This is a genomic window from Variovorax sp. KBW07, from assembly GCF_003852515.1.
In the GTDB taxonomy this organism is placed as follows: Bacteria; Pseudomonadota; Gammaproteobacteria; order Burkholderiales; family Burkholderiaceae_C; genus Variovorax.
In genome coordinates, this window is record NZ_QAJK01000120.1 from 25111 (window position 1) to 45661 (window position 20551).

20 protein-coding genes are annotated in these 20551 nt (G+C 66.2%); 11 read left to right on the top strand and 9 right to left on the bottom strand.

What is annotated here, in order from left to right; translation table 11 throughout:
- Positions 1–14: 14 nt before the first annotated feature.
- From DBV14_RS22420 to DBV14_RS22445, 6 genes are all read right to left on the bottom strand, one after another.
- The gene (locus DBV14_RS22420; RefSeq protein WP_124462212.1) at positions 15–686 is read right to left on the bottom strand and encodes a site-2 protease family protein; all 672 of its coding nucleotides are present in this window, start codon (positions 684–686) and stop codon (positions 15–17) included.
- Between the two features lie 44 nt (positions 687–730).
- A complete protein-coding gene (locus tag DBV14_RS22425; protein WP_124462214.1) occupies positions 731–1366 on the bottom strand; it encodes an L-threonylcarbamoyladenylate synthase in 636 nt (211 codons plus the stop codon).
- Positions 1367–1382: 16 nt separating this feature from the next.
- Positions 1383–2360, bottom strand: coding sequence for a DMT family transporter (locus DBV14_RS22430; RefSeq protein WP_124462216.1), 978 nt, complete (start codon positions 2358–2360; stop codon positions 1383–1385).
- The gene (locus tag DBV14_RS22435; RefSeq protein ID WP_124462218.1) at positions 2357–3214 is read right to left on the bottom strand and encodes a 3',5'-nucleoside bisphosphate phosphatase; all 858 of its coding nucleotides are present in this window, start codon (positions 3212–3214) and stop codon (positions 2357–2359) included. The genes DBV14_RS22430 and DBV14_RS22435 overlap by 4 nt, the downstream gene beginning before the upstream one ends.
- Positions 3215–3323: 109 nt before the next feature.
- Entirely contained in the window at positions 3324–4367 is a 1044-nt protein-coding gene (locus DBV14_RS22440; RefSeq protein ID WP_124462220.1) for a transporter, read from the bottom strand.
- Positions 4368–4400: 33 nt separating this feature from the next.
- The gene (locus tag DBV14_RS22445; RefSeq protein WP_124462222.1) at positions 4401–6038 is read right to left on the bottom strand and encodes an inorganic phosphate transporter; all 1638 of its coding nucleotides are present in this window, start codon (positions 6036–6038) and stop codon (positions 4401–4403) included.
- 156 nt (positions 6039–6194) lie between these two features.
- Here DBV14_RS22445 and ppk2 point away from each other — a divergent pair, with 156 nt between their 5' ends.
- Together ppk2 and DBV14_RS22455 are read left to right on the top strand one after the other, a co-directional pair.
- Entirely contained in the window at positions 6195–7118 is a 924-nt protein-coding gene (gene ppk2, locus DBV14_RS22450) for a polyphosphate kinase 2 (protein ID WP_185546092.1), read from the top strand.
- 57 nt (positions 7119–7175) lie between these two features.
- Positions 7176–8219, top strand: a complete 1044-nt coding sequence (locus DBV14_RS22455) for a PHB depolymerase family esterase (protein WP_124462224.1) — start codon at positions 7176–7178, stop codon at positions 8217–8219.
- 18 nt (positions 8220–8237) lie between these two features.
- Here the strand turns inward: DBV14_RS22455 and DBV14_RS22460 are convergent, their stop codons facing one another.
- A complete protein-coding gene (locus tag DBV14_RS22460) occupies positions 8238–9167 on the bottom strand; it encodes an AraC family transcriptional regulator (protein WP_124462226.1) in 930 nt (309 codons plus the stop codon).
- A 116-nt stretch (positions 9168–9283) separates the two neighbouring features.
- Here DBV14_RS22460 and DBV14_RS22465 point away from each other — a divergent pair, with 116 nt between their 5' ends.
- Positions 9284–9670 (top strand): hypothetical protein, encoded by a 387-nt coding sequence (locus DBV14_RS22465; RefSeq protein ID WP_124462228.1) that lies wholly within the window; start codon positions 9284–9286, stop codon positions 9668–9670.
- Between the two features lie 64 nt (positions 9671–9734).
- Positions 9735–11204, top strand: a complete 1470-nt coding sequence (locus tag DBV14_RS22470) for an MFS transporter (protein ID WP_124462230.1) — start codon at positions 9735–9737, stop codon at positions 11202–11204.
- Between the two features lie 17 nt (positions 11205–11221).
- On the opposite strand, the gene DBV14_RS22475 is transcribed toward DBV14_RS22470, so the two are convergent.
- Entirely contained in the window at positions 11222–11650 is a 429-nt protein-coding gene (locus DBV14_RS22475) for a hypothetical protein (protein ID WP_124462232.1), read from the bottom strand.
- Positions 11634–12323 carry a nucleotidyltransferase domain-containing protein gene (locus DBV14_RS22480; protein ID WP_260397186.1) on the bottom strand — a complete coding sequence of 230 codons (690 nt, stop codon included), beginning with the start codon at positions 12321–12323 and terminating at the stop codon, positions 11634–11636. Before DBV14_RS22480 ends, DBV14_RS22475 begins: the two co-directional genes overlap by 17 nt.
- Before the next feature lie 9 nt (positions 12324–12332).
- Here DBV14_RS22480 and DBV14_RS22485 point away from each other — a divergent pair, with 9 nt between their 5' ends.
- From DBV14_RS22485 to DBV14_RS22520, 7 genes are all read left to right on the top strand, one after another.
- Positions 12333–12665, top strand: coding sequence for a nucleotide pyrophosphohydrolase (locus DBV14_RS22485; RefSeq protein WP_124462234.1), 333 nt, complete (start codon positions 12333–12335; stop codon positions 12663–12665).
- A gap of 116 nt (positions 12666–12781) precedes the next feature.
- Complete coding sequence (urtA, locus tag DBV14_RS22490) at positions 12782–14050, top strand: urea ABC transporter substrate-binding protein (RefSeq protein ID WP_093058616.1); 1269 nt, start codon at positions 12782–12784, stop codon at positions 14048–14050.
- Between the two features lie 204 nt (positions 14051–14254).
- Positions 14255–15811 (top strand): urea ABC transporter permease subunit UrtB, encoded by a 1557-nt coding sequence (gene urtB, locus DBV14_RS22495; RefSeq protein ID WP_124462236.1) that lies wholly within the window; start codon positions 14255–14257, stop codon positions 15809–15811.
- Entirely contained in the window at positions 15808–17037 is a 1230-nt protein-coding gene (urtC, locus tag DBV14_RS22500) for an urea ABC transporter permease subunit UrtC (RefSeq protein WP_124462238.1), read from the top strand. The genes urtB and urtC overlap by 4 nt, the downstream gene beginning before the upstream one ends.
- The gene (urtD, locus tag DBV14_RS22505) at positions 17034–17912 is read left to right on the top strand and encodes an urea ABC transporter ATP-binding protein UrtD (protein WP_124462240.1); all 879 of its coding nucleotides are present in this window, start codon (positions 17034–17036) and stop codon (positions 17910–17912) included. Before urtC ends, urtD begins: the two co-directional genes overlap by 4 nt.
- Before the next feature lie 543 nt (positions 17913–18455).
- Positions 18456–19148, top strand: a complete 693-nt coding sequence (urtE, locus tag DBV14_RS22515) for an urea ABC transporter ATP-binding subunit UrtE (protein WP_124462243.1) — start codon at positions 18456–18458, stop codon at positions 19146–19148.
- A 133-nt stretch (positions 19149–19281) separates the two neighbouring features.
- Positions 19282–20547 carry an MFS transporter gene (locus DBV14_RS22520; RefSeq protein WP_124462245.1) on the top strand — a complete coding sequence of 422 codons (1266 nt, stop codon included), beginning with the start codon at positions 19282–19284 and terminating at the stop codon, positions 20545–20547.
- Positions 20548–20551 lie beyond the last annotated feature (4 nt).

Here is a 20551-nt window from a genome sequence, read left to right on the forward strand (position 1 = left end):
GCGAGAAAACCTGCCTAGAGCAGCAATGCCTTGAGCGGCGTAATGATCAGGTTGATGACGAAGTAGCCGACGTCCATCAGCGGCCGCAGCCAGTAGGTGCTGACGACGCCCGCAATGACCAGGCCCATCACGATGAAGAAGCCATAAGGCTCGATGCGCGCCAGGAAATTCTGCGCCGGTCCGTTGGGCAGCAGGCCCGCCAGCACGCGCCCGCCGTCGAGCGGCGGCAGCGGAAACAGGTTGAAGGCCCACATCACGAGGTTGACGAGCACACCGCCCTGCGCCATCTTGATGAAAAAGGTTTCATTGACGCCGGCCGCGACCAGCGACACCAGCACCAGCGCCCACAGGATGGCCTGGATGAAGTTGGAGGCCGGCCCCGCCAGCGCCACCCACACCATGTCGCGCTTCGGATGGCGCAGCCGCCCGAAGTTGACCGGCACCGGCTTGGCATAACCGAACAGGAAGGCGCCCGAGGTTGCGAAGTACAGCATCAGCGGCATCAGGATGGTCCCGATGGGGTCGATGTGCTTCATCGGGTTGAGGGTGACGCGTCCCATCACCTCGGCCGTGTTGTCGCCGAAATGGCGCGCCACATAGCCGTGGGCCGCTTCGTGCACGGTGATCGCGAAGATCACGGGCAGTGCGTAGATGAGAACGGTCTGTATCAGATTGGAAATATCCACCGGGCGATTGTGTCAGACAGGCAATGGTTATCAGGCGCAACTTTTCAGAGGCCGAGCACGGCCAGCGCGCCGCGTCCCTGGCGCACCACGACCGGGTCGTCGCCCGTGCCCATGGGCGTCAGGTCGACCACCGTGGTCGGCTGCGAAGGGCAGGCGCCGGCGTCGATGACGGCGCCGATCTGCTTCTCGAAGCGCTCGCGGATGGTCTGCGCGTCGTTCAGCGCCTCGGTTTCTCCGGGGGCGATGAGCGTGGTGGCCAGCAGCGGCGCGCCGTGCAGCGCGAGCAGCTCCAGCAGCACCTTGTGGTCGGGCACGCGCAGGCCGATGGTCTTGCGCTGCGGATGGCTCACGCGGCGCGGCACTTCCTTGGTGGCTTCGAGCAGGAAGGTGTACGGGCCGGGCGTGGCCGCCTTCAGCAGGCGGTATTGCTTGTTGTCGACGCGCGCGTAGTTGGCCAGCTCGCTCAGGTCGCGGCACAGCAGCGTGAGGTGGTGCTTGTCGTCGACCTGGCGGATGCGGCGCAGCTGGTCGACCGCGTCCTTGTCGTCGAGGTGGCAGGCCAGGGCGTAGCTGGAGTCGGTGGGCACGGCCACGATCTCGCCGCGCTCCAGCAGCGTGACGGCCTGCTTCAGCAGGCGCTGCTGCGGGTTCTCGGGGTGGACTTCGAAGTACTGGGCCATGAAAACTATCTCCTGATCAGGATTCCGCGGGTTCGATCGGCACGCGCCGCTCGCGCACCGTGAGCCACGCGCCGGCTGCGCCGCAGACCGCGATCATCGCCATGCCGATGAGCGAAAAGCGGTCGGGCACATGGGAAAAAATGAGCCAGCCGCCCAGCATGGCAAAGGCGATCTGCGCATAAAGATACGGCGTGAGCGTGGATGCGGGCGCGCGCTGGTACGCAAGGATGAGCATGAAGTGTCCCACCGTGCCCATGAAACCCATGAGGCACAGCAGCGCCCACCACTCCCACGAGGGCAGGGCGGTCCACACGAAGGGCAGCGCCAGCGACGCGATCAGCGTGCCCACCCAGCCCGTATAGAAATGCATGGTCAGCGGGTTTTCGGTCTGCGCCAGCTTGCTGGTGAGCACCTGGAACCACGCGTTGGTCAGCACCAGCCCCAGCGGCAGGAAAACGGCCCAGCTGAAGCTGCCGCCGCCCGGCCGAAGAATGACCAGCGTGCCGATGAAGCCGCCCGCCACCAGCGACCAGCGCAGCGGCGACACGTGCTCCTTGAGCGTGGTGGCCGCCAGCAGCGTGATCACCAGCGGCGCGATCAGCACGATCGACGTGAACTCGGCCAGCGGCATGTAGCGCAGGCTCAGGAACGCGAAGATGCTCGACGCCAGCAGCAGCGCGCCGCGCAGCAACTGGTAGCGCGGATGCCGCGTGCGCAGCAGCGCGGTGCCGTGCAGCGGCAGCAGCACCAGCGTGGTCGCCACGGCCTGGAAGGCATAGCGGAACCACACGCCCATGAGAATGGGCACGGCCAGGGTGGAGTACTTGGTGGCGGTGTCCAGCGTGGCAAAGCAGCCCACGGCCAATATCACGAGGCCGATGCCCGCGAGGATGCGTTCCGACTCCTTGCTGCGGCTGTGCTGTTGCGCCGCGCGTGCATTCGCCAGTGCAACGCTGGCCGCGTTGTCGATACCGGGCCCGGGGCTCTGGCTCACTGCTGGATGCGATCGCCGAGCAGTTCCCACACCGGCGTGAGCGCGCCGGGCAACGGTGGCAGCTTGCCGAGATCGCAATGGCTTTCGTCGGGGCTGTGGAAATCGCTGCCGCGCGAGGCGGCGAAACCGAACTCGAGCGCCTTGTCGGCGTACTCGACGTACTCGGCGGGCGTGTGGCTGCCGGTGACGACTTCGATCGCCTGGCCGCCATGCGCCTTGAATTCGAGGAACAGCGCGTATTCCTCGTTGGCCGTGAACTTGTAGCGGCCGGGGTGCGCGATCACGGCCATGCCCTTGGCGGCGGTGATCCAGTGCACCGCATCTTTCAGCGAGGCCCAGCGGTGCGGCACGTAGCCGGGCTTGCCTTCGGTGAGGAACTTGCGAAACACCTCGGGCGTGTCGCGGCAGTGCCCCTGCTCGACCAGGAAGCGCGCGAAGTGCGTGCGCGAAATGAGCTCGGGATTGCCGACGAAGCGCAACGCGCCTTCGTAGGCGCCCTGGATGCCGACCTTGGCCAGCCCCTCGGACATTTCTTGCGCGCGCTTGCCGCGACCGCCGCGCGTGTCGTACAGGCCCTGCGTCATGGCGGCGTCGTCGGGGTCGAAGCCCAGGCCGACGATGTGCACGGTTTCGTTCGCGAAGGTCACCGATATCTCGGTGCCGGTGAGGTAGCGCATGCCGTTCTCGCGCGCTGCCGCGGCGGCGCGGTGCTGGCCGCCGACTTCGTCGTGGTCGGTGAGGGCCCAGAGCTCGACCCCGTTGGCGGCTGCGCGCGCGGCCAGCGCTTCGGGCGTCAGTGTGCCGTCGGAGACCACGGAGTGGCAGTGAAGATCGGCATTGAGAATGGAGGACACCCCGCCATTCTATGGGGTCTGGAACATCGATGCGGGCGCATGGATGCTGCGTCAAACGCTACTAAATAAATAGCATTACTGCGCCGCTGCATGCGCCATTGCGCGGGGTTCAGCGCTTCTTGCGAAAAGCCGCCCAGGCCGCCACCGCGGTGAAGCTGGCGACGATCGCCACCACGATCCAGAAGCCGTGCTTGTGCTCCGCCAGCGGAATGCCGCCCACGTTCATGCCGAACAGGCCGGCCAGGATGTTGATGGGCAGCGCCAGCACCGTGACCACCGTCAGCACGAACAGGCTGCGGTTGTTGTCCTCGTTCACGTTGGCGGCTATTTCTTCCTGCAGCAGCTTGATGCGCTCCTGCAGCGCCTGCATGTCGCGCAGCACCACCGAGAATTCTTCGGTCGAGCCGCGCAGCGCCTGCGCATCGGGCTCCGACATCCAGGTCGGCGGACCCTGCAGCAGGCGGAACAGCGCGGCCGGCTCGGGTGCCAGCAGCCGCTGCAGCCGCACCAGCAGCCGGCGCAGCACGCCGAGCCGCGCGCGCTTGTGGTCGAGGCGGCCGGCCAGCAGCTCGTCTTCGATGTGGTCGATGCGCGAGGTCACGCCGCGCACGATCTTCACCAGCACGTCGGCCTGCGCGCGCAGCAGGTGTTCGAGCAGCTCGGTGCTGGAGCGTGGCGCGTCGCCCGCCTTCACGGCCGTGCGCAGCGCATCGACCGAGCGCAGCGGCTTGGTGCGCGCCGTGACCACCAGCCGCGGGCCCACGCTGATCCAGAGCGTGGAAATGTCCGAGGGCTCGAAGCTGAACTCGAAGTGCACGTCGTTGATGACCGCGATCAGCGAATCGTCGGCGCGCTCGATGCGCGTGGAGGGCAGCCCTTCGTGCAGCGTCTCGTAGAAGATGTCCGACAGCCCGGCGTGCCGCACCAGCCAGCGTTCCGCATGGGCGTGGCTCAGGTTGAAGTGCAGCCAGACGTACGGAGGGTTCTCGCCCTCGTCGCCGCGCTGGCCATGCTCGGCCAGCCACGCCGCGGCCTGCGCCGAGTCGATGGGCCGCGCGGGCTCCGGCGCCGAGGCGTCGAACAGGTAGCCGGAAATCAGTCCGGCTTCGTCGCCGCCATAGGACTGGGCGGCGAGGTCATGAAATGCCGACAAGATGCTGCGTGATGAAAAGGTAGCTTCAGGAAATCAGAAGAGGCGGGTGAACAGCCAGTACAGCGAGCCCGACAGCAGCATCGCCACCGGCAGCGTCAGCACCCAGGCCAGCGCAAGGTTGCGCAGCGTGGACATCTGCAGGCCCGAGCCGCTCGCCGTCATGGTGCCGGCCACGCCGGAAGACAGCACGTGCGTGGTCGATACCGGCAGCCCGTACATGTCGGCCGCGCCAATGGTGACCATGGCCACCAGCTCGGCCGAGGCGCCCTGCGCGTAGCTCAGGTGCGTCTTGCCGATCTTCTCGCCCACGGTAACCACGATGCGCTTCCAGCCGATCATGGTGCCCAGCCCGAGCGCGATGGCCACGGCGATCTTGACCCACAGCGGAATGAAGCGCGTTGCGGTGTCCAGTTCCTGGCGGAACGTGTTGACGCGCAGCTTGGTCTCGTCGTCGAACTTCGCGGCGCCGCTCTTGTCGAGGTGGCGAATGGCTTCCGAAGCCAGGTACATGTCGTTGCGAACGTTGGCAACGGAGTCGGCCGGCACGGCAGCCAGCGAGCCGTGCGATTTGACCTGCTGGCCGATGCTGCCGGCGGTGACGGCCAGTGCCGGCACGACCGAGGCGTTGAACTCGCGGGTGCGCACATAGGTCGAGAGCGTGTCGCGCGCGGCCGTGGGTTGCAGTGCGGGCAGCGACGTGGGCAGGCTGCGGTTCAGCGCGGTCTGCGCCATTTCGGCCACGGCCACGAACTTGATCGTTTCGTTGGCCGGCATGGCGCGGTTCAGCGCATAGGCCATCGGCACCGTGCCCACCAGGATCAGCATGATCAGGCCCATGCCTTTTTGCCCGTCGTTGGAGCCGTGCGCGAACGACACGCCGGTGCAGGTCAGGATGAGCAGGCCGCGAATCCACCACGGCGGCGGCGCGCTGCCCTTGGGTTCTTCATACAGCGCGCGGTTCTTCACGAAGGCGCGCAACGCCAGCAGCAGCAGGGCGGCGCAGCCGAAGCCGACCATCGGCGACAGCAGCAGCGAATAGCCCACCTTGGTGGCCTGTGCCCAGTCGACACCGCTGGTGCCGTCGCGGCCATGCATCAGTGCGTTGGCCACGCCCACGCCGATGATCGAGCCGATCAGCGTGTGCGAAGAAGAAGCCGGCAGCCCGAGCCACCACGTGCCCAGGTTCCAGATGATGGCGGCGATGAGCAGCGCGAACACCATGGCAAAGCCGGCGCCCGAACCCACCTGCAGGATCAGCTCCACCGGCAGCAGTGCAATGATGCCGAAGGCCACCGCGCCGCTGGACACCAGCACGCCCAGGAAGTTGAAGAAGCCCGACCACACCACCGCGAAGTTGGGCGGCAGCGAGTGCGTGTAGATCACCGTGGCCACGGCGTTGGCCGTGTCATGGAAGCCGTTGACGAATTCGAAGCCCAGCGCAATCAGCAGCGCCACGCCCAGAAGAATGTAGGGAACCCATGTCGTGACCGGTGCGCCGGAGGCGGTGACGTCGCCGACCAGGCTCCAGGCCGTGAAGAGCAGGCCGGCGGCCAGCAGGCCCACGAAAGTGATCAGCGTGATCGGGCCCGGCTTGGCGTCGAGCTTGGGGCGATGTGCACCGGAGGGCGCGGGCGGCATCTCGGCGGCGTGCGGAGCGGCTAGCGTGTTCATGGACGGTTTTTCCCCTGTTGTATTGGCTGCAGATGGTGTTCGCGCTATATGACAACGGCGTGTCGGCTTACAGAAAGCAACCATCAAACCGTCACGCCGCAGTCATATGGGGCGTGCAGCATGCTTTTTTCTTCCCCCACTTTCCTTCTTCCCATCATGCTGACGAGCTCTCTTCCAGACCACGAAGAACTGATGCAACGCATCGCCCGCGACCTGATCGACAGCTACGACGAAGAGCTCGAGCTGGAGATCGAAGACCGCAACATCGACGGCCTCGACGCCGCCACCGCCAACACCCCGACCGACAAGGCGGCCCGCCAGGCCTACTTCAAGGAGCTGTTCCGCCTGCAGGGCGAACTGGTCAAGCTGCAAGATTGGGTGCAGCACAGCAAGCAGAAGGTCGTCATCCTGTTCGAAGGCCGCGATGCGGCGGGCAAGGGCGGCGTCATCAAGCGCATCACGCAGCGGCTGAACCCGCGCGTGGCCCGCGTGGCCGCGCTGCCGGCGCCCAACGACCGCGAACGCACGCAGTGGTACTTCCAGCGTTACGCGGCGCACCTGCCGGCCGCCGGAGAAATGGTGCTGTTCGACCGCAGCTGGTACAACCGCGCCGGCGTTGAGCGCGTGATGGGTTTCTGCAGCGACGACGAGTACGAGGAGTTCTTTCGCACCGTGCCCGAGTTCGAGAAGATGCTGGTGCGCTCGGGCATCAAGCTCATCAAGTACTGGTTCTCCATCACCGACGACGAGCAGCACATGCGCTTCCTGGGCCGCATCCACGACCCGCTCAAGCAGTGGAAGCTGAGCCCGATGGACCTCGAAAGCCGCCGCCGCTGGGAGGAATACACGAAGGCGAAGGAAATCATGCTGGAGCGCACCCACATTCCCGAGGCACCGTGGTGGGTGGTGCAGGCGGTCGACAAGAAGAAGGCGCGCCTGAACTGCATCAGCCACCTGCTGGGCCAGTTGCCCTACCAGGAAGTGGCGCATCCGCCGGTCGAGCTGCCATCGCGCGTGCGCCACGACGACTACCTGCGCCAGCCCGTGCCGGCCAACATGATCGTTCCAGAAATCTACTGACGTGCGACGGCCTTCGCGGTCGTTTGGCCGCCCGGCGCTTTGCCCTCACACTGCGCCATGGCCCGTCGATCCACCGCTTCCGTCTTTGCCCGCGCTTACGAGCGCAACCTGAAGGCGCTCACCCGACTCACGCTGAGCAGCAGCAAGCGCGTGGCGGGGCAGGTCCAGCGCGCGGCCGCCAAGCGGCTCAAGCCACCGCCCGGCAAGGGCGACTGGCTGAGCGGCATGGCAATGGGCGCGGGCGGCGCGCGCGGCTATCACCTGTTCCGCCCGGCCGACCTGCAACTGCAGCCCGGCGAAAAACTTCCGTTGATGGTCATGCTGCACGGCTGCGGCCAGACCGGGCGCGACTTCGCGGCCAGCACGCGCATGAACGCGCTGGCCGTGCGCCAACGCTTCCTGGTGCTCTACCCCGAGCAAGACCGGCTGGCCCATCCGCAAGGCTGCTGGAACTGGTATGAGCGCCGCTCGGGCAAGGCCGATGCCGAGGCCGCCACGCTCATGGCCGCCGTCGACCAGGCCTGCGTGCTCTACCCGGTGGACCGCGATCGCATCGCGCTGGCTGGCCTTTCGGCCGGCGCCAGCATGGCGGCCTTGCTGGCCACGCGTTACCCGAACCGCTTTCGCGCGGTGGTCATGCATTCGGGCGTGGCACCCGGCGCCGCCAAGTCGTCGGCCACCGCACTCGGTGCCATGCGCGGCCAGAACGTGCCGCCGATGCCCGTTACCGCGGTCGGCAAGGCGATGGGTGCCGCGGCCGTCTTTGCGACCCTGCCGCCGATGCTGGTGCTGCACGGCGACGCCGATGCCGTGGTGGCGCCCAGCAATGCCGTCAGCAGCGCGGCCGTGTGGGCCACCGCCATGGGTGCGCGGCCGGGGCTGGCGCGCGACGTCCAGCGCGGCAAGCGCCGGGCGATGCGCGTGACCGACTTCAAGCGCAAGGGCCGCACCGTCGTCATGCTGTGCGAGATCGCGGGGCTCGGGCACTCGTGGAGCGGCGGCGCGGCAAGGCTGATGTTCAGCGACCCCGACGGTCCCGACGCCACGCGCATGGCCTGGGCTTTTGCGAGCGCGCAGTTCAAGCAGGCAGCCAAGGCCTGACCAGAAGCAGGGCCGTTGCTACGCGGCCACCGCCGTTTCGCGTGCGGCCGTGCGCCAGGCACCCGGCGCCATGCCTTTCTCGCGCTTGAAGGCCTTGCTGAAAGCGGCCTCCGACTCGTAGCCCACCGCGCCGGCGATCGTGCCCACCGCGGCATTGCCCTGGCCCAGCATGTTGCCGGCCTTGAACATGCGCCATTGCGTGAGGTACTCCAGCGGCGCCTGCCCCACGCGCTCGCGAAAGCGCTGCGCGAAGGCCGAGCGCGACAGGCTCGCGGCGGCCGCCAGCGATTCGACGGTCCAGTCGCGCGCCATGTCCTTGTGCATCGCGCGCAGGGCCGGGCCGATGCGCGCGTCGGCCAGCGCGGCCAGCCAGCCCGTCTGCGATTCGCCGTGGGCTGCGGCGTGGGCACGCACCGCCTGCACGAACACGATGTCGGCCAGCCGGCTCACGAGCAGGCTGGAGCCCAGGCCGGGCTCACTGGTTTCCATCGCCAGCAATTGCAGCGTGCCCTGCAGCGCCAGCGCGCGCGCCCGTTCCATCTTCACGTGCAGCAGCACCGGCAGCAGGTCGAGCAGCGGCTTCGCGGCGCGCTGGTCGAAGTGAAACCAGCCGCAGATCACGGAAGCGGCCGTGCCCGTGCCACCCAGTTCCACGAGGCCGCCGATACGGTCGCGCACGACCGAGACGCAACTCACCGTGGGCGTGTCGGGATGGTCGCGCAGCACATAGGGCGTGCCGTGCGCCAGTACGTAGCAGTCGCCCGCAGCCAGCGCCACGGGCTGGTCCATGCCCTCGACTTCGAGCAGGCAGCCACCGCGCACGACGAGGCCGAACCTCGCGCTTTCTCCGCCCGCCAGGCTCACGCCCCAGGGCGCGCCGGCTTCGAGGCGCGCATACACCGCGCTGCGCACGCGCATGGCGGCGAAAACGTCGTCGAGTGGGTCCATTGAAGCTCCTGCATTGGTGGACGAATGGACAAGATTGTCGGCTCTTCAGGCATTCATTGTCCATCGATGGCGGAAGAAACTGCAGCCTCACTATTTCGCCGCACTGGAGAAGACCCATGAATGCCAACACCGCTTTTGCCGAACTTGCCGACCGCTACGTCGCCGTCTGGAACGAGACCGACGCCGGCGCGCGGCGCGATGCCATCGCCAGCCTCTGGACCCCTGAAGGCGAGCACTTCGTGCGCACGCTGCAGGCCAAGGGCTACGAAGCGCTGGAACAGCGCGTCACCAGCTCGCACGAAAAGAACGTGCGCGATGGCGGCTTTCGCTTCATTGCCACGGGCGATGCCCAACTGTTGCGGAACACGCTGATGTTCCATTGGCAGATGGTGCCGACCGGCGGTGGCCCCGTGGCGGCACTCGGGCTGGAGTTCCTGCAGTTGGCCGAAGACGGCCGCATCGACAAGGACTACCAGTTCATCCTGCCGACGCCCGCCGTCTGAAGCCCGGCGATGACCTTCGAGGTCATTGCCGCCATGCGCCGCCAACCCAAGACTTGAGTCCACCATGACCACTTCCAACTCCGCTGCTTCCGCGGCATCGCTTTCCTCCCCGGGCGTTCACGGGGCGGGCGCAACGAAGCCCGGCCCGCTGGGCTTGTGGGTCATGCTCAGCGGCACCTTCCTGGTGGTGCTGGACTTCTTCATCGTCAACGTTGCGTTGCCTTCGATGCAGCATGAGCTGCAGGCCGGCACCGCCACCCTGCAACTCGTGGTGGCCGGCTACGGCCTGGCCACCGCCGCCGGCCTCATCACCGGTGGCCGGCTCGGCGACATGTTCGGCCGGCGCCGCATGTTCATGCTGGGCCTGCTGCTGTTCACGCTGGCATCGGCCGCCTGCGGCTTCGCGCCGAACGCCGAGCTTCTCGTGGCGGCGCGCGTGCTGCAGGGCCTGGCCGGCGCGCTGCTGCAGCCGCAGGTGCTGGCGATGATCGGCCTGGCCTATGCAGGTGAAGACCGTGCGCGTGCCTTTGCCGCCTATGGGCTCACGCTGGGGCTCGGCGCCACGCTGGGGCAGCTCGTGGGCGGCCTGCTGATCCATGCCGACCTGGCAGGGCTGGGGTGGCGCAGTTGCTTTCTCATCAACGTGCCCATCGGCCTGCTGGCGCTGGTGCTTGCACCGCGCGTGATTCCGCCGACGGCAAATAGCGGCAGCCACAACAGCAAGCTCGATCTGGTCGGCATGCTGCTGGTGGCTGCGGGCTCGGTCGCGGTGGTGCTGCCGCTGGTGGAAGGCCGCCAGCAAGGCTGGCCGCTGTGGAGCTGGCTGTGCCTTGCCGCCGCGCTGCCCTTGCTGGCCGCGTTCGCCTTCCAGCAGCGCCGGCTTGCCGCGCGCGGCGGCGCGCCACTGGTGGCGCCGGCCTTGTTGGCGAACAGCCGCTTCGTCATGGGGCTGCTCACCGTGCTGGCCTTCTACGTGGGCAATGCCTCGCTGTACTTCGTGGTGGCCCTCTACCTTCAGCAAGGGCTGGCGCTGGGCCCGCTGACCTCGGGCATCGTCTTCACATCGCTGGCGGTCGGCTTCCTCGCCACCTCGATGGCCGGCGCGCGCCTGGCACGCCGCTTCGGCGGCAAGCCGCCCATCGCGCTCGGTGCCCTCGTGCTGGCCGCGGGCCACGCGCTGCAATTCGTCAACGTGGCCGGGTGGGCCGGTCACACGCATGTGGTCGCGTGGATGGTGCCGCTGCTGCTGGTGCAGGGCGCGGGGCTCGGCATGGTGATGGCGCCGCTGGTGTCGACCGTGCTGGCCGGCCTGCCGCCGCAGCATGCGGGCGTGGCGTCGGGCGTGCTGTCGATGGTTCAGCAGGGGAGCAATGCGCTGGGGGTGGCGTTGATTGGCATCCTGTTCTATGGACGGTTGGGCGATGCATTGAACGAAGCCAGCTACAACAGCGCATTCGGCATTGCATTGCTGTACCTGGCGGTCTCCGCGTTGGTGGTGGCCGTGCTGCACCACAGGGGAGCGCGCCAGCATTAGACGCGGGGCCGGCTTGTTCAGCCCTGCCCGGGCGGAGGAAGAGCGAAGAGCCTTGAGGCCACGCGCTGGCATGCGGCGATCAGGTCGCGAACGATGCGTTCATCGACGTTCATGTCGCCTTCATACTCGCCAAGGTTGCGTATTTCGTGCCCCTTGGCCAATACGCGCCATACCTCCGGCCCCAACTCCAATGTGTGGGGAAGCACCTGGAAGACGATGAAGCGGTTGCTCGACCGGTAGCCATGCCAACGCAGCGCCGCAAGGCACATGGCGTGCGCCGCGTTGTAGGCAAGATCGAAGCGCCCCTCGACGGAGAGTTGCATCACCTGGGCATCTGCCAGGCGCGCAAGGCCGGAGCGCATCAGGCCTGCAAACTCGCGCGCATCCGGGGATTCCGCGGTCAGCGGCTTGGCCGGACCGCACAGGTTCTCAAGCGGGGAGGGCATGCGGGTCGCCGATGACCCAGAGCTTGGGTTGCTCCATGACGCGCTTCACGAACGATTCGGCATCCTTGTGTTTTCGCATCAGTTCTTTTCTTGTGAACATGGTCGGGTTCACTGTACGGCCGAGGCGCGCCGATACCGCGTCGAGCGCAAGAAACAGATCCGAATACGCAAGTTCATCACTGATCAGAAGCAGGTCGATGTCGCTCGAGGCCGTGTCGCTCTTCTTCGCCACCGAACCGAACACGAAGGCAGCCTCGATTTTTTTGGCGACCGGTTCCAATGCCTCGCGCAACGGACCGGCCAGGCCGAAGGTCTTGCGAACGATGCTGCTCAACTCGTCGTAGATCGGCGCTGCGGCGTTGGCCTGGTAGTGCTTCTGATTGCCGACACGGGAGGTGATGAGCAGGCCGCTGTCGGTCAACTGCTTGAGCTCGCGTTGCACGGCGCCCGAGCCCGCGCCGGTAAGCTTGATCAACTCGCTGGAAAAAAAACTGCGGTCGGGCTGGCCGAAAAGGTAGCCAAGCACGCGCTGTTGAGTCGTCGTGAAAAGGGCATCCGCCAGGCTGGCGGGCTTCTCGGTTCTTGATGGCAAAGGCGATTTACCCATTTTGGGCATTTTAAAGCCCAAATTGGGTTTGTTGGTGTCGAGGTTGATGAGTTTGGCTTTGGACAATGGAGTGACATGGCTACCGATCTGCAACAGCTGAATCAGGCGCTGCGCGAATTCGCCCAGGCCCGGGACTGGGAGCAGTTCCACTCCCCCAAGAACCTCGCGTCGGCCTTGTCGGTCGAAGCGGCCGAGCTGCTGGAGCATTTCCAGTGGCTCACCGAAGCGCAGAGCCGCTCGTTGCCGCAAGACAAGCGGGCCGAGGTCGGCGCCGAGATGGCGGATGTGTTTCTGTACCTGCTGCAACTGGCCGACAAGCTCGGCATCGATCTGGTCGAAGCGGCGCGAAACAAGATGGTGTTGAACGCGCTCAAGTACCCGGTGCCACCGCGAGCGCCACCCGCCTGAGTACCTCCGTGTACGCCACCCGGCGTATTTCCCCTTGTTGGTGCATTCCGCAGACTCCTCTCCATCGCCAGCCATGCGCTGTCGACAAGGTTCAACCCACCGGAGCAGGAGTCCACATGCAACGTCGTTTCACACTCAAGGCGCTCACCGCCGCCGTCGCGCTGGCCAGCATTTCTGCTGCGCCCGCATTTGCCGCCGACACCATCAAGGTCGGCGTGCTGCACTCGCTGTCGGGCACGATGGCCATCTCGGAAACCGTGTTGAAAGACACGGTGCTGATGGCCATCGACGACATCAACAAGAAGGGCGGCGTGCTGGGCAAGCAGTTGGAGCCCGTGGTGGTCGACCCGGCCTCCAACTGGCCGCTGTTCGCTGAAAAAACCAAGCAGCTGCTCGGCCAGGACAAGGTCTCGGTGATCTTCGGCTGCTGGACCTCGGTGTCGCGCAAGTCGGTGCTGCCGGTGGTCGAGGAAATGAACGGCCTGCTGTTCTACCCGGTGCAGTACGAAGGCGAAGAGCTCTCGAAGAACGTGTTCTACACGGGCGCCGCGCCCAACCAGCAAGCCATTCCGGCGGTCGATTACCTGATGAGCAAGGAAGGCGGCGGCGCCAAGCGCTGGGTGCTGCTGGGCACCGACTACGTGTACCCGCGCACCACCAACAAGATCCTGCGCGCCTACCTGAAGAGCAAGGGCGTGAAGGACACCGACATCGACGAGAAGTACACGCCCTTCGGCCACAGCGACTACCAGACCATCGTCGCCGACATCAAGAAGTTCTCGGCCGGCGGCAAGACGGCGGTGGTCTCGACCATCAACGGCGACTCGAACGTGCCCTTCTACAAGGAACTGGGCAACGCGGGCCTGAAGGCCAAGGACGTGCCTGTGGTCGCCTTCTCTGTCGGTGAAGAAGAACTGCGCGGCGTGGACACCAAGCCGCTGGTCGGCCACCTGGCCGCATGGAACTACTTCATGTCGATCAAGAACCCGACCAACACGGCGTTCATCAAGCAGTGGAGCGACTACGCCAAGGCCAAGAACATCGCCGGCCACAAGGACAAGCCGCTCACCAACGACCCGATGGAAGCCACCTGGATCGGCATCCACATGTGGAAGCAGGCGGTCGAGAAGGCCAAGAGCACCGACACCGACAAGGTGATCGCGGCGATGGCCGGCCAGACCTTCACCGCGCCCTCGGGCATCGTGTCGAAGATGGACGAGAAGAACCACCACCTGCACAAGAGCGTGTTCATCGGCGAGATCAAGGCCGATGGGCAGTTCAACGTGGTGTGGAAGACGCCGGGTCCGGTGAAGGCGAAGCCGTGGAGCCCGTACATCGAAGGCAATGACAAGAAGCCGGATTACCCGGCTGGCAAGTCGATGTAACTCTTCGACAACTCCCTTGCTCTTGCTCCCTCTCCCCTTGGGGAGAGGGCAGGGGTGAGGGCAACGGCGGTCGATCTGGCCGCCGCGCTCGTTGGAAGGCCGCAGGCCCTCACCCCAACCCTCTCCCCGAGGGGAGAGGGGGCAATACCAAATTTCATGATGCTTCGACGAACCCTTCACTGCGTGATTCCTGCCTTGGCCGCCATGCTCCTCATGGCATCGGCCGCCCACGCGCTGACCGCCGACGAAGCCAGGGCCATCGCCTCCGGCGAGTCCGAAGCCCGCATTGCCGCGCTCAACAAGGCCGTGCTCACGGCCGACGACAAGACCGCAGCGTTCATCCAGGCCATGTCCGACGACGCGGTCAAGTACACCGAAGACAAGGTCTTCGTGATGAAGGACAGTCCTGAAGGAAAGGGCTACGACCCCGTCACCGGTGCCGAGCTGAAGGTGCCCGACACCGCCGAAGACGTCGTCAACAACAACCTCATGCGCGGCGCGCTCGATGCCGCGCAAGCTGCGCTCAAGCTCACCAGCAAAGACGACGCGGTGCGCGCCGAAGCGGCGCAGGCGCTGTTCAAGGAGCCCGACGAATCGCGCATCCCCATGGTCGAGAAGGCGCTGGCCGCCGAGACCAATCCGAAGATCAAGGCACAGCTCGAACTGGTGCGCGCCGCCAGCATGCTCACCAGCGCCGACAAGACCAAGCGCCTCGTGGCCGCGAAAGAGCTGGGCAACAACCGCAACCCCGACACCAAGCTGCTGCTCAACCAGCGACTGGCCGACGAGACCGAAGCCGACGTCAAGGCCGCCATCGTCGCGTCCATCGCCAGCATCGACGGCTCGCTGGTCTGGGGCGACCGCATCAACGCCGTGTTCAGCGGCATCAGCCTGGGCTCGGTGCTGCTGCTGGCAGCGCTCGGCCTGGCCATCACCTACGGGCTGATGGGCGTCATCAACATGGCGCACGGCGAGCTGATGATGATCGGCGCCTACGCCACCTACGTGATGCAGGGCATCTTCCAGAAGTACATGCCCGAGGCGGCGTTTGGCTGGTACCTGGTCGCGGCGATTCCCGTGTCGTTCCTTGCATCGGCGCTGGTGGGCGCGGTGCTCGAGCGCGGCGTCATCCGCTTCCTGTACGGCCGGCCGCTCGAAACGCTGCTCGCCACCTGGGGCATCAGCCTGATGCTGCAGCAGCTGGTGCGCACGCTGTTTGGCGCGCAGAACGTCGGCGTCGAGAACCCCGGCTGGATGAGCGGGGGCTTCACCATGCTGAGCAACGTCACGCTGCCGTGGAACCGTATCTGCATCATCATCTTCGCGGTGCTGGTATTGCTTGCGATGGGCTGGCTCATTGGCAAGACACGCCTTGGTCTGTTCGTGCGCGGCGTCACGCAGAACCGCCCGATCGCTTCGTGCATGGGCGTGAACACCGCGCGCATCGACACCTACGCCTTCGCGCTCGGCTCCGGCATCGCGGGCCTGGCGGGCTGCGCGCTGAGCCAGATCGGCAACGTCGGCCCCGACCTCGGCCAGAGCTACATCGTCGACAGCTTCATGGTGGTCGTGATGGGTGGCGTCGGCCAGCTCGCGGGCACCGTGTACGCGGCGCTGGGGCTGGGCATTCTCAACAAGTTCATCGAAGGCTGGGCGGGCGCTGTGCTCGCGAAGATCGCGGTGCTTGTCTTCATCATCATCTTCATTCAGAAGAGACCTCAGGGCATCTTTGCCATGAAGGGCCGGAGCGCGGAAGCATGAGCAAGGTTGCACTACCCACCAAAGGTCCGCTGCTGAGCGGCAAGGGCTGGACGGCCTTCTTCGTCGCGCTCATCGTGGTGTGCGCGGTGGCGCCGGTACTCAACATCTGGGTGCCGGTCGACAGCCCGCTGCACATGAGCGACTACGCCGTGGCGCTGGTCGGCAAGATCATGTGCTACGCCATCTGCGCGTTGGCCATGGACCTGATCTGGGGCTACACCGGCATTCTTTCGCTGGGCCACGGCCTCTTCTTCGCGCTCGGCGGCTACATGATGGGCATGTACCTCATGCGCCAGATCGGCCGCGACGGCAACTACAAGAGCGACCTGCCCGACTTCATGGTGTTCCTCGACTGGAAGACGCTGCCCTGGCACTGGACCTTCAGCGACAGCTTCATCGCCACGCTGGTCCTCATCGTCGCGGTGCCGGGCCTCATCGCCTTCGTGTTCGGCTTCTTCGCCTTCCGCTCGCGCATCAAGGGCGTGTACTTCTCGATCATCACGCAGGCCATGACCTTCGCGGCGATGCTGCTGTTCTTCCGCAACGAGACGGGCTTCGGCGGCAACAACGGCTTTACCGACTTCAAGCGCATCCTGAACATTCCCATTGCCACGCAAGAGATGCGCATGACGCTCTTCGCGCTCACCGGCCTCACGCTGCTCGGCTTCTTCCTGTTCGCCAAGTGGCTCATCGGCAGCAAGTTCGGCCGCGTGCTGCAGGCCATCCGCGATGCCGAAACGCGCGTGATGTTCTCGGGCTACAACCCGCTGCCGTACAAGCTCACCATCTGGGTCATCTCTGCCGTGATGTGCGGCGTGGCCGGTGCGCTGTATGTGCCGCAGGTCGGCATCATCAACCCCGGTGAAATGAGCGCGGCGAATTCCATCGAGATCGCGATCTGGGCGGCAGTGGGTGGGCGCGCCACGCTGATCGGGCCGATCATCGGCGCCTTCATCGTCAACGGCGCGAAGAGCTGGCTCACCGTGGCCTACCCCGAGTACTGGCTGTACTTCCTGGGCGCCTTGTTCATTGCTGTCACGCTGTTCCTGCCGAACGGCATCGTGGGTCTGGTGAAGAAGTGGTTGTCGCGCGAGAAGAAGGCAGCGCCTGCCGATGCGGCCGATGCGGTGCAGGAGGCACGCCGCGCGGTGGCAACGGAGCAGGGCGTGGAGCCCGATGCACTGCTGGCCTCGTTGCCCGTGGACGCGAAGGGAGCCCGCACATGACGCCCGACCTGATGGAAGCCGGCGCCGAGCGCGCCGCACGCGCCCAGGGCGCCGTCTACAACAGCGGCAGCACCGAATCGGGTGGCCGCGCCGCCGACTTCGGCCGCCACGTCACGCCGGGCGAAGTCGACGTGACGCACGGCCGCATCCTGTACCTGGAAGACGTGAGCGTGAGCTTCGACGGCTTCAAGGCCATCAACAAGCTCTCGCTCGACATCGCACCGGGCGAGCTGCGCTGCATCATCGGCCCGAACGGTGCCGGCAAGACGACGATGATGGACATCATCACCGGCAAGACCCGGCCCGACTCGGGCACGGTGTTCTTCGGCAGCACCATCGACCTGTTGCGCCACCGCGAGGCCGACATTGCGCAGCTGGGCATCGGCCGCAAGTTCCAGAAGCCGACGGTGTTCGAGCACCTGACCGTGTTCGAGAACCTCGAGCTGGCGCTCAAGACCAACAAGGGCGTTCGCGCCTCGATGCTGTTCAAGCTCGACTCGGCGCAGAGCGACCGACTGGCCGAAGTGCTGGAGACGATTCACCTGGCCGACAGCGTGTCGCGCCTGGCGGGCAACCTGAGCCACGGCCAGAAGCAGTGGCTCGAAATCGGCATGCTGCTGATGCAGGACCCGAAGCTGCTGCTGCTCGACGAGCCGGTGGCGGGCATGACCGATGAAGAGACGGCCCGCACGGCCGAACTGTTCCTTACCCTCAAGGGCAAGCATTCGCTGATGGTGGTGGAGCACGACATGAGCTTCATCCGCACCATTTCCGAAATCGTCACCGTGCTGTGCGACGGCTCCGTGCTGGCGCAAGGCACGCTCGACGAAGTGCAGGCCGACGAACGCGTGATCGAGGTTTATCTTGGGCGCTGAGATGGTCGCTGCTGTTGTCCGGGGTTCGGCGATGGAGGTTGAGTCCTTGGGCGGCCGACGTCACCGGCCCTTCGGGCTTCCCTGCGCTGCTCACGACGGGCGGGGTCTCGCAGAACTCGCTTCGCTCAAACAGCTGCGAGCCCTGATCCGCCCATCGCTCCGCTGCTCGGCGGTGCCTCAACGGCCGCCCAAGGACTCAACCTCCATCGCCTTATTCAGCGCCGTAGTTGATCGCCCCTCTTCGGCGCCTTGTCCCCATGTATTCCTCCCTCTCCCTTCGGGAGAGGGTTGGGGTGAGGGCAGCAGCCTCAACGCCACGGCAAGCGCCCGGTATGCGGCACGGCGCGCTCAGCCCCTCTGGGCCGCCGAGGAGCGCAGCGTTTCGCGGATCAGGGCTCGCAGCTGTTTGAGCGCAGCGAGTTCTGCGAGACCCCGCGAAACGCGAGCACCGCAGGGAAGCCCGAAGGGCCGGCACAGCGGGGCTGAGCGCGCCGTGCCGCGTACCGGGCGCCTCTGCCAAAGTCAAAAGGAAGGCGTCCCAAAATGCTGACAGTAAAAAACATCCACCAGTACTACGGCGGCTCCCACATCCTAAGAGACGTGAGCTTCCAGGCCACCCTCGGCAAGGTCACCGTGCTGCTCGGCCGCAACGGCGTAGGCAAGACCACGCTGCTGAAATCGCTTATGGGCCTCGTCCCCATCAAGAGCGGCAGCATCGAACTCGAAGGCAAGCCCATCCAGAAGGCCACGCCCTACGACCGCGCAAGAGCAGGCATAGGCTTCGTCCCGCAGGGCAGAGAAATTTTCGCAAGGCTCACGGTAGAAGAAAACCTGCGCATGGGCCTGGCCTACAAGAGCGGCAGCACGCCCATTCCCGCCGAGCTGTACGAACTGTTCCCCGTGCTCAAGCAGATGATCAACAGAAGAGGCGGCGACCTCTCCGGCGGCCAGCAACAGCAGCTCGCCATTGCGCGCGCCCTTGCGCCCAAGCCCAGGCTGCTCATCCTCGACGAGCCCACCGAAGGCATCCAGCCCAGCATCATCAAGGACATCGGCCGCGTCATCCGCATGCTCGCCGACCGCGGCGACATGGCCATCGTGCTCTGCGAGCAGTACTACGATTTTGCGCAGGAGCTGGCCGACGACTACCTCGTCATGGAGCGCGGCGAAGTCATTGCCCGTGGCCTGGGCAAGGACATGGAAGCGCAGGGTGTGCGCCAGCTCGTGGCCATCTGACCCCTCTGGGCAGTGCCCGCAAAGCCACGCCGATACAGGGCGTCCGGCATCTGCGTATCGGCACGATTTCAGGGTTTACCCTAAAATCGCGGCTCTGCCCGTCGCCGCCGGGCATCCTCCCAGGAGCCTGGCCGTGAACGCCTCCCCACCCGCGCTGGACAGCGCGGACACCGACATTTCCGCTTCCTCTTCCTCTTCGACGCCTGCGTCGGCCACATCGCCCCCCAATTTCCTGAGGGCGGTGCTCGCGCTCGGCGTCGGCGGCTTTGCCATCGGCACCGGCGAGTTCGTCATCATGGGCTTGCTGCCCGAAGTCGCGAAAGACATCGACGTCAGCATTCCCCAGGCCGGCCACGTCATCAGCGCCTATGCGCTCGGCGTGGTCATCGGCGCACCCGTGCTGGCGGTGCTGGCCGCCGGCTGGGGCCGCCGCGCATTGCTCATCGCGCTCATGGCCGTGTTCGCCGCCGGCAACTTCGCCAGCGCATTGGCGCCGGGCTACATGTCGCTGAACCTGCTGCGCTTTGCGACAGGGCTGCCGCACGGCACCTACTTCGGGGTTGCGGCACTCGTGGCCGCCACGCTCGCGCCGCCGGGGCGCCGGGCCCGCGCCGTGGGCCTCGTGATGCTGGGGCTCACCGGCGCCACGCTGGTCGGGGTGCCCATTGCCGCATGGCTCGGCCAGCTCTTCGGCTGGCGCGCGGCCTTCGTGTTCGTCGGCGTCATCGCGCTGGTCGCCGTAGTGCTGCTGCGCCGCGACATTCCCGACATCGCGGCACCCGCGGGCGCCAGCCCGTGGCGCGAACTCGGCGCGCTCAAGCGCAAGCAGGTGTGGTTCACGCTCGGCATCGGCGCCATCGGCTTCGGCGGCATGTTCGCGGTGTTCAGCTACATCAAGCCCACGCTCACCGAAGTGGCCGGCCTGCCGCTGGGCGGCGTGCCTTTCGTGCTCGCGCTGTTCGGCCTCGGCATGGTCATGGGCAACCTGGTCGGTTCGCGGCTGGCCGACAAGTCGCTGATGCGCACCATCGGCGGCCTGCTGGTCTACGCGGCGCTGGTGCTGGCGATGTTCACCTTCGCGGCGCACAACGTGTACACAGCGGCGTTCAACGTGTTCCTGATCGGCACCACCGTCGCCATCGGCCCGGCCCTGCAGATCCGCCTGATGGACGTGGCCGGCGATGCGCAAACGCTGGCCGCCGCGCTCAACCATTCGGCCTTCAACATGGCCAATGCGCTGGGCGCGTGGCTCGGCGGCGTGGCCATTGCCGCGGGCCTGGGCTGGACCTCGACCGGCTGGGTCGGCGCATTGCTGGCGCTGGCGGGCATGGGCGTGTTCGGCTGGGCCATTGCCAGCGCGCGCGCCGAGGCGCGGCAGCCGAGCACGGTGGCCTGCTGAGTTC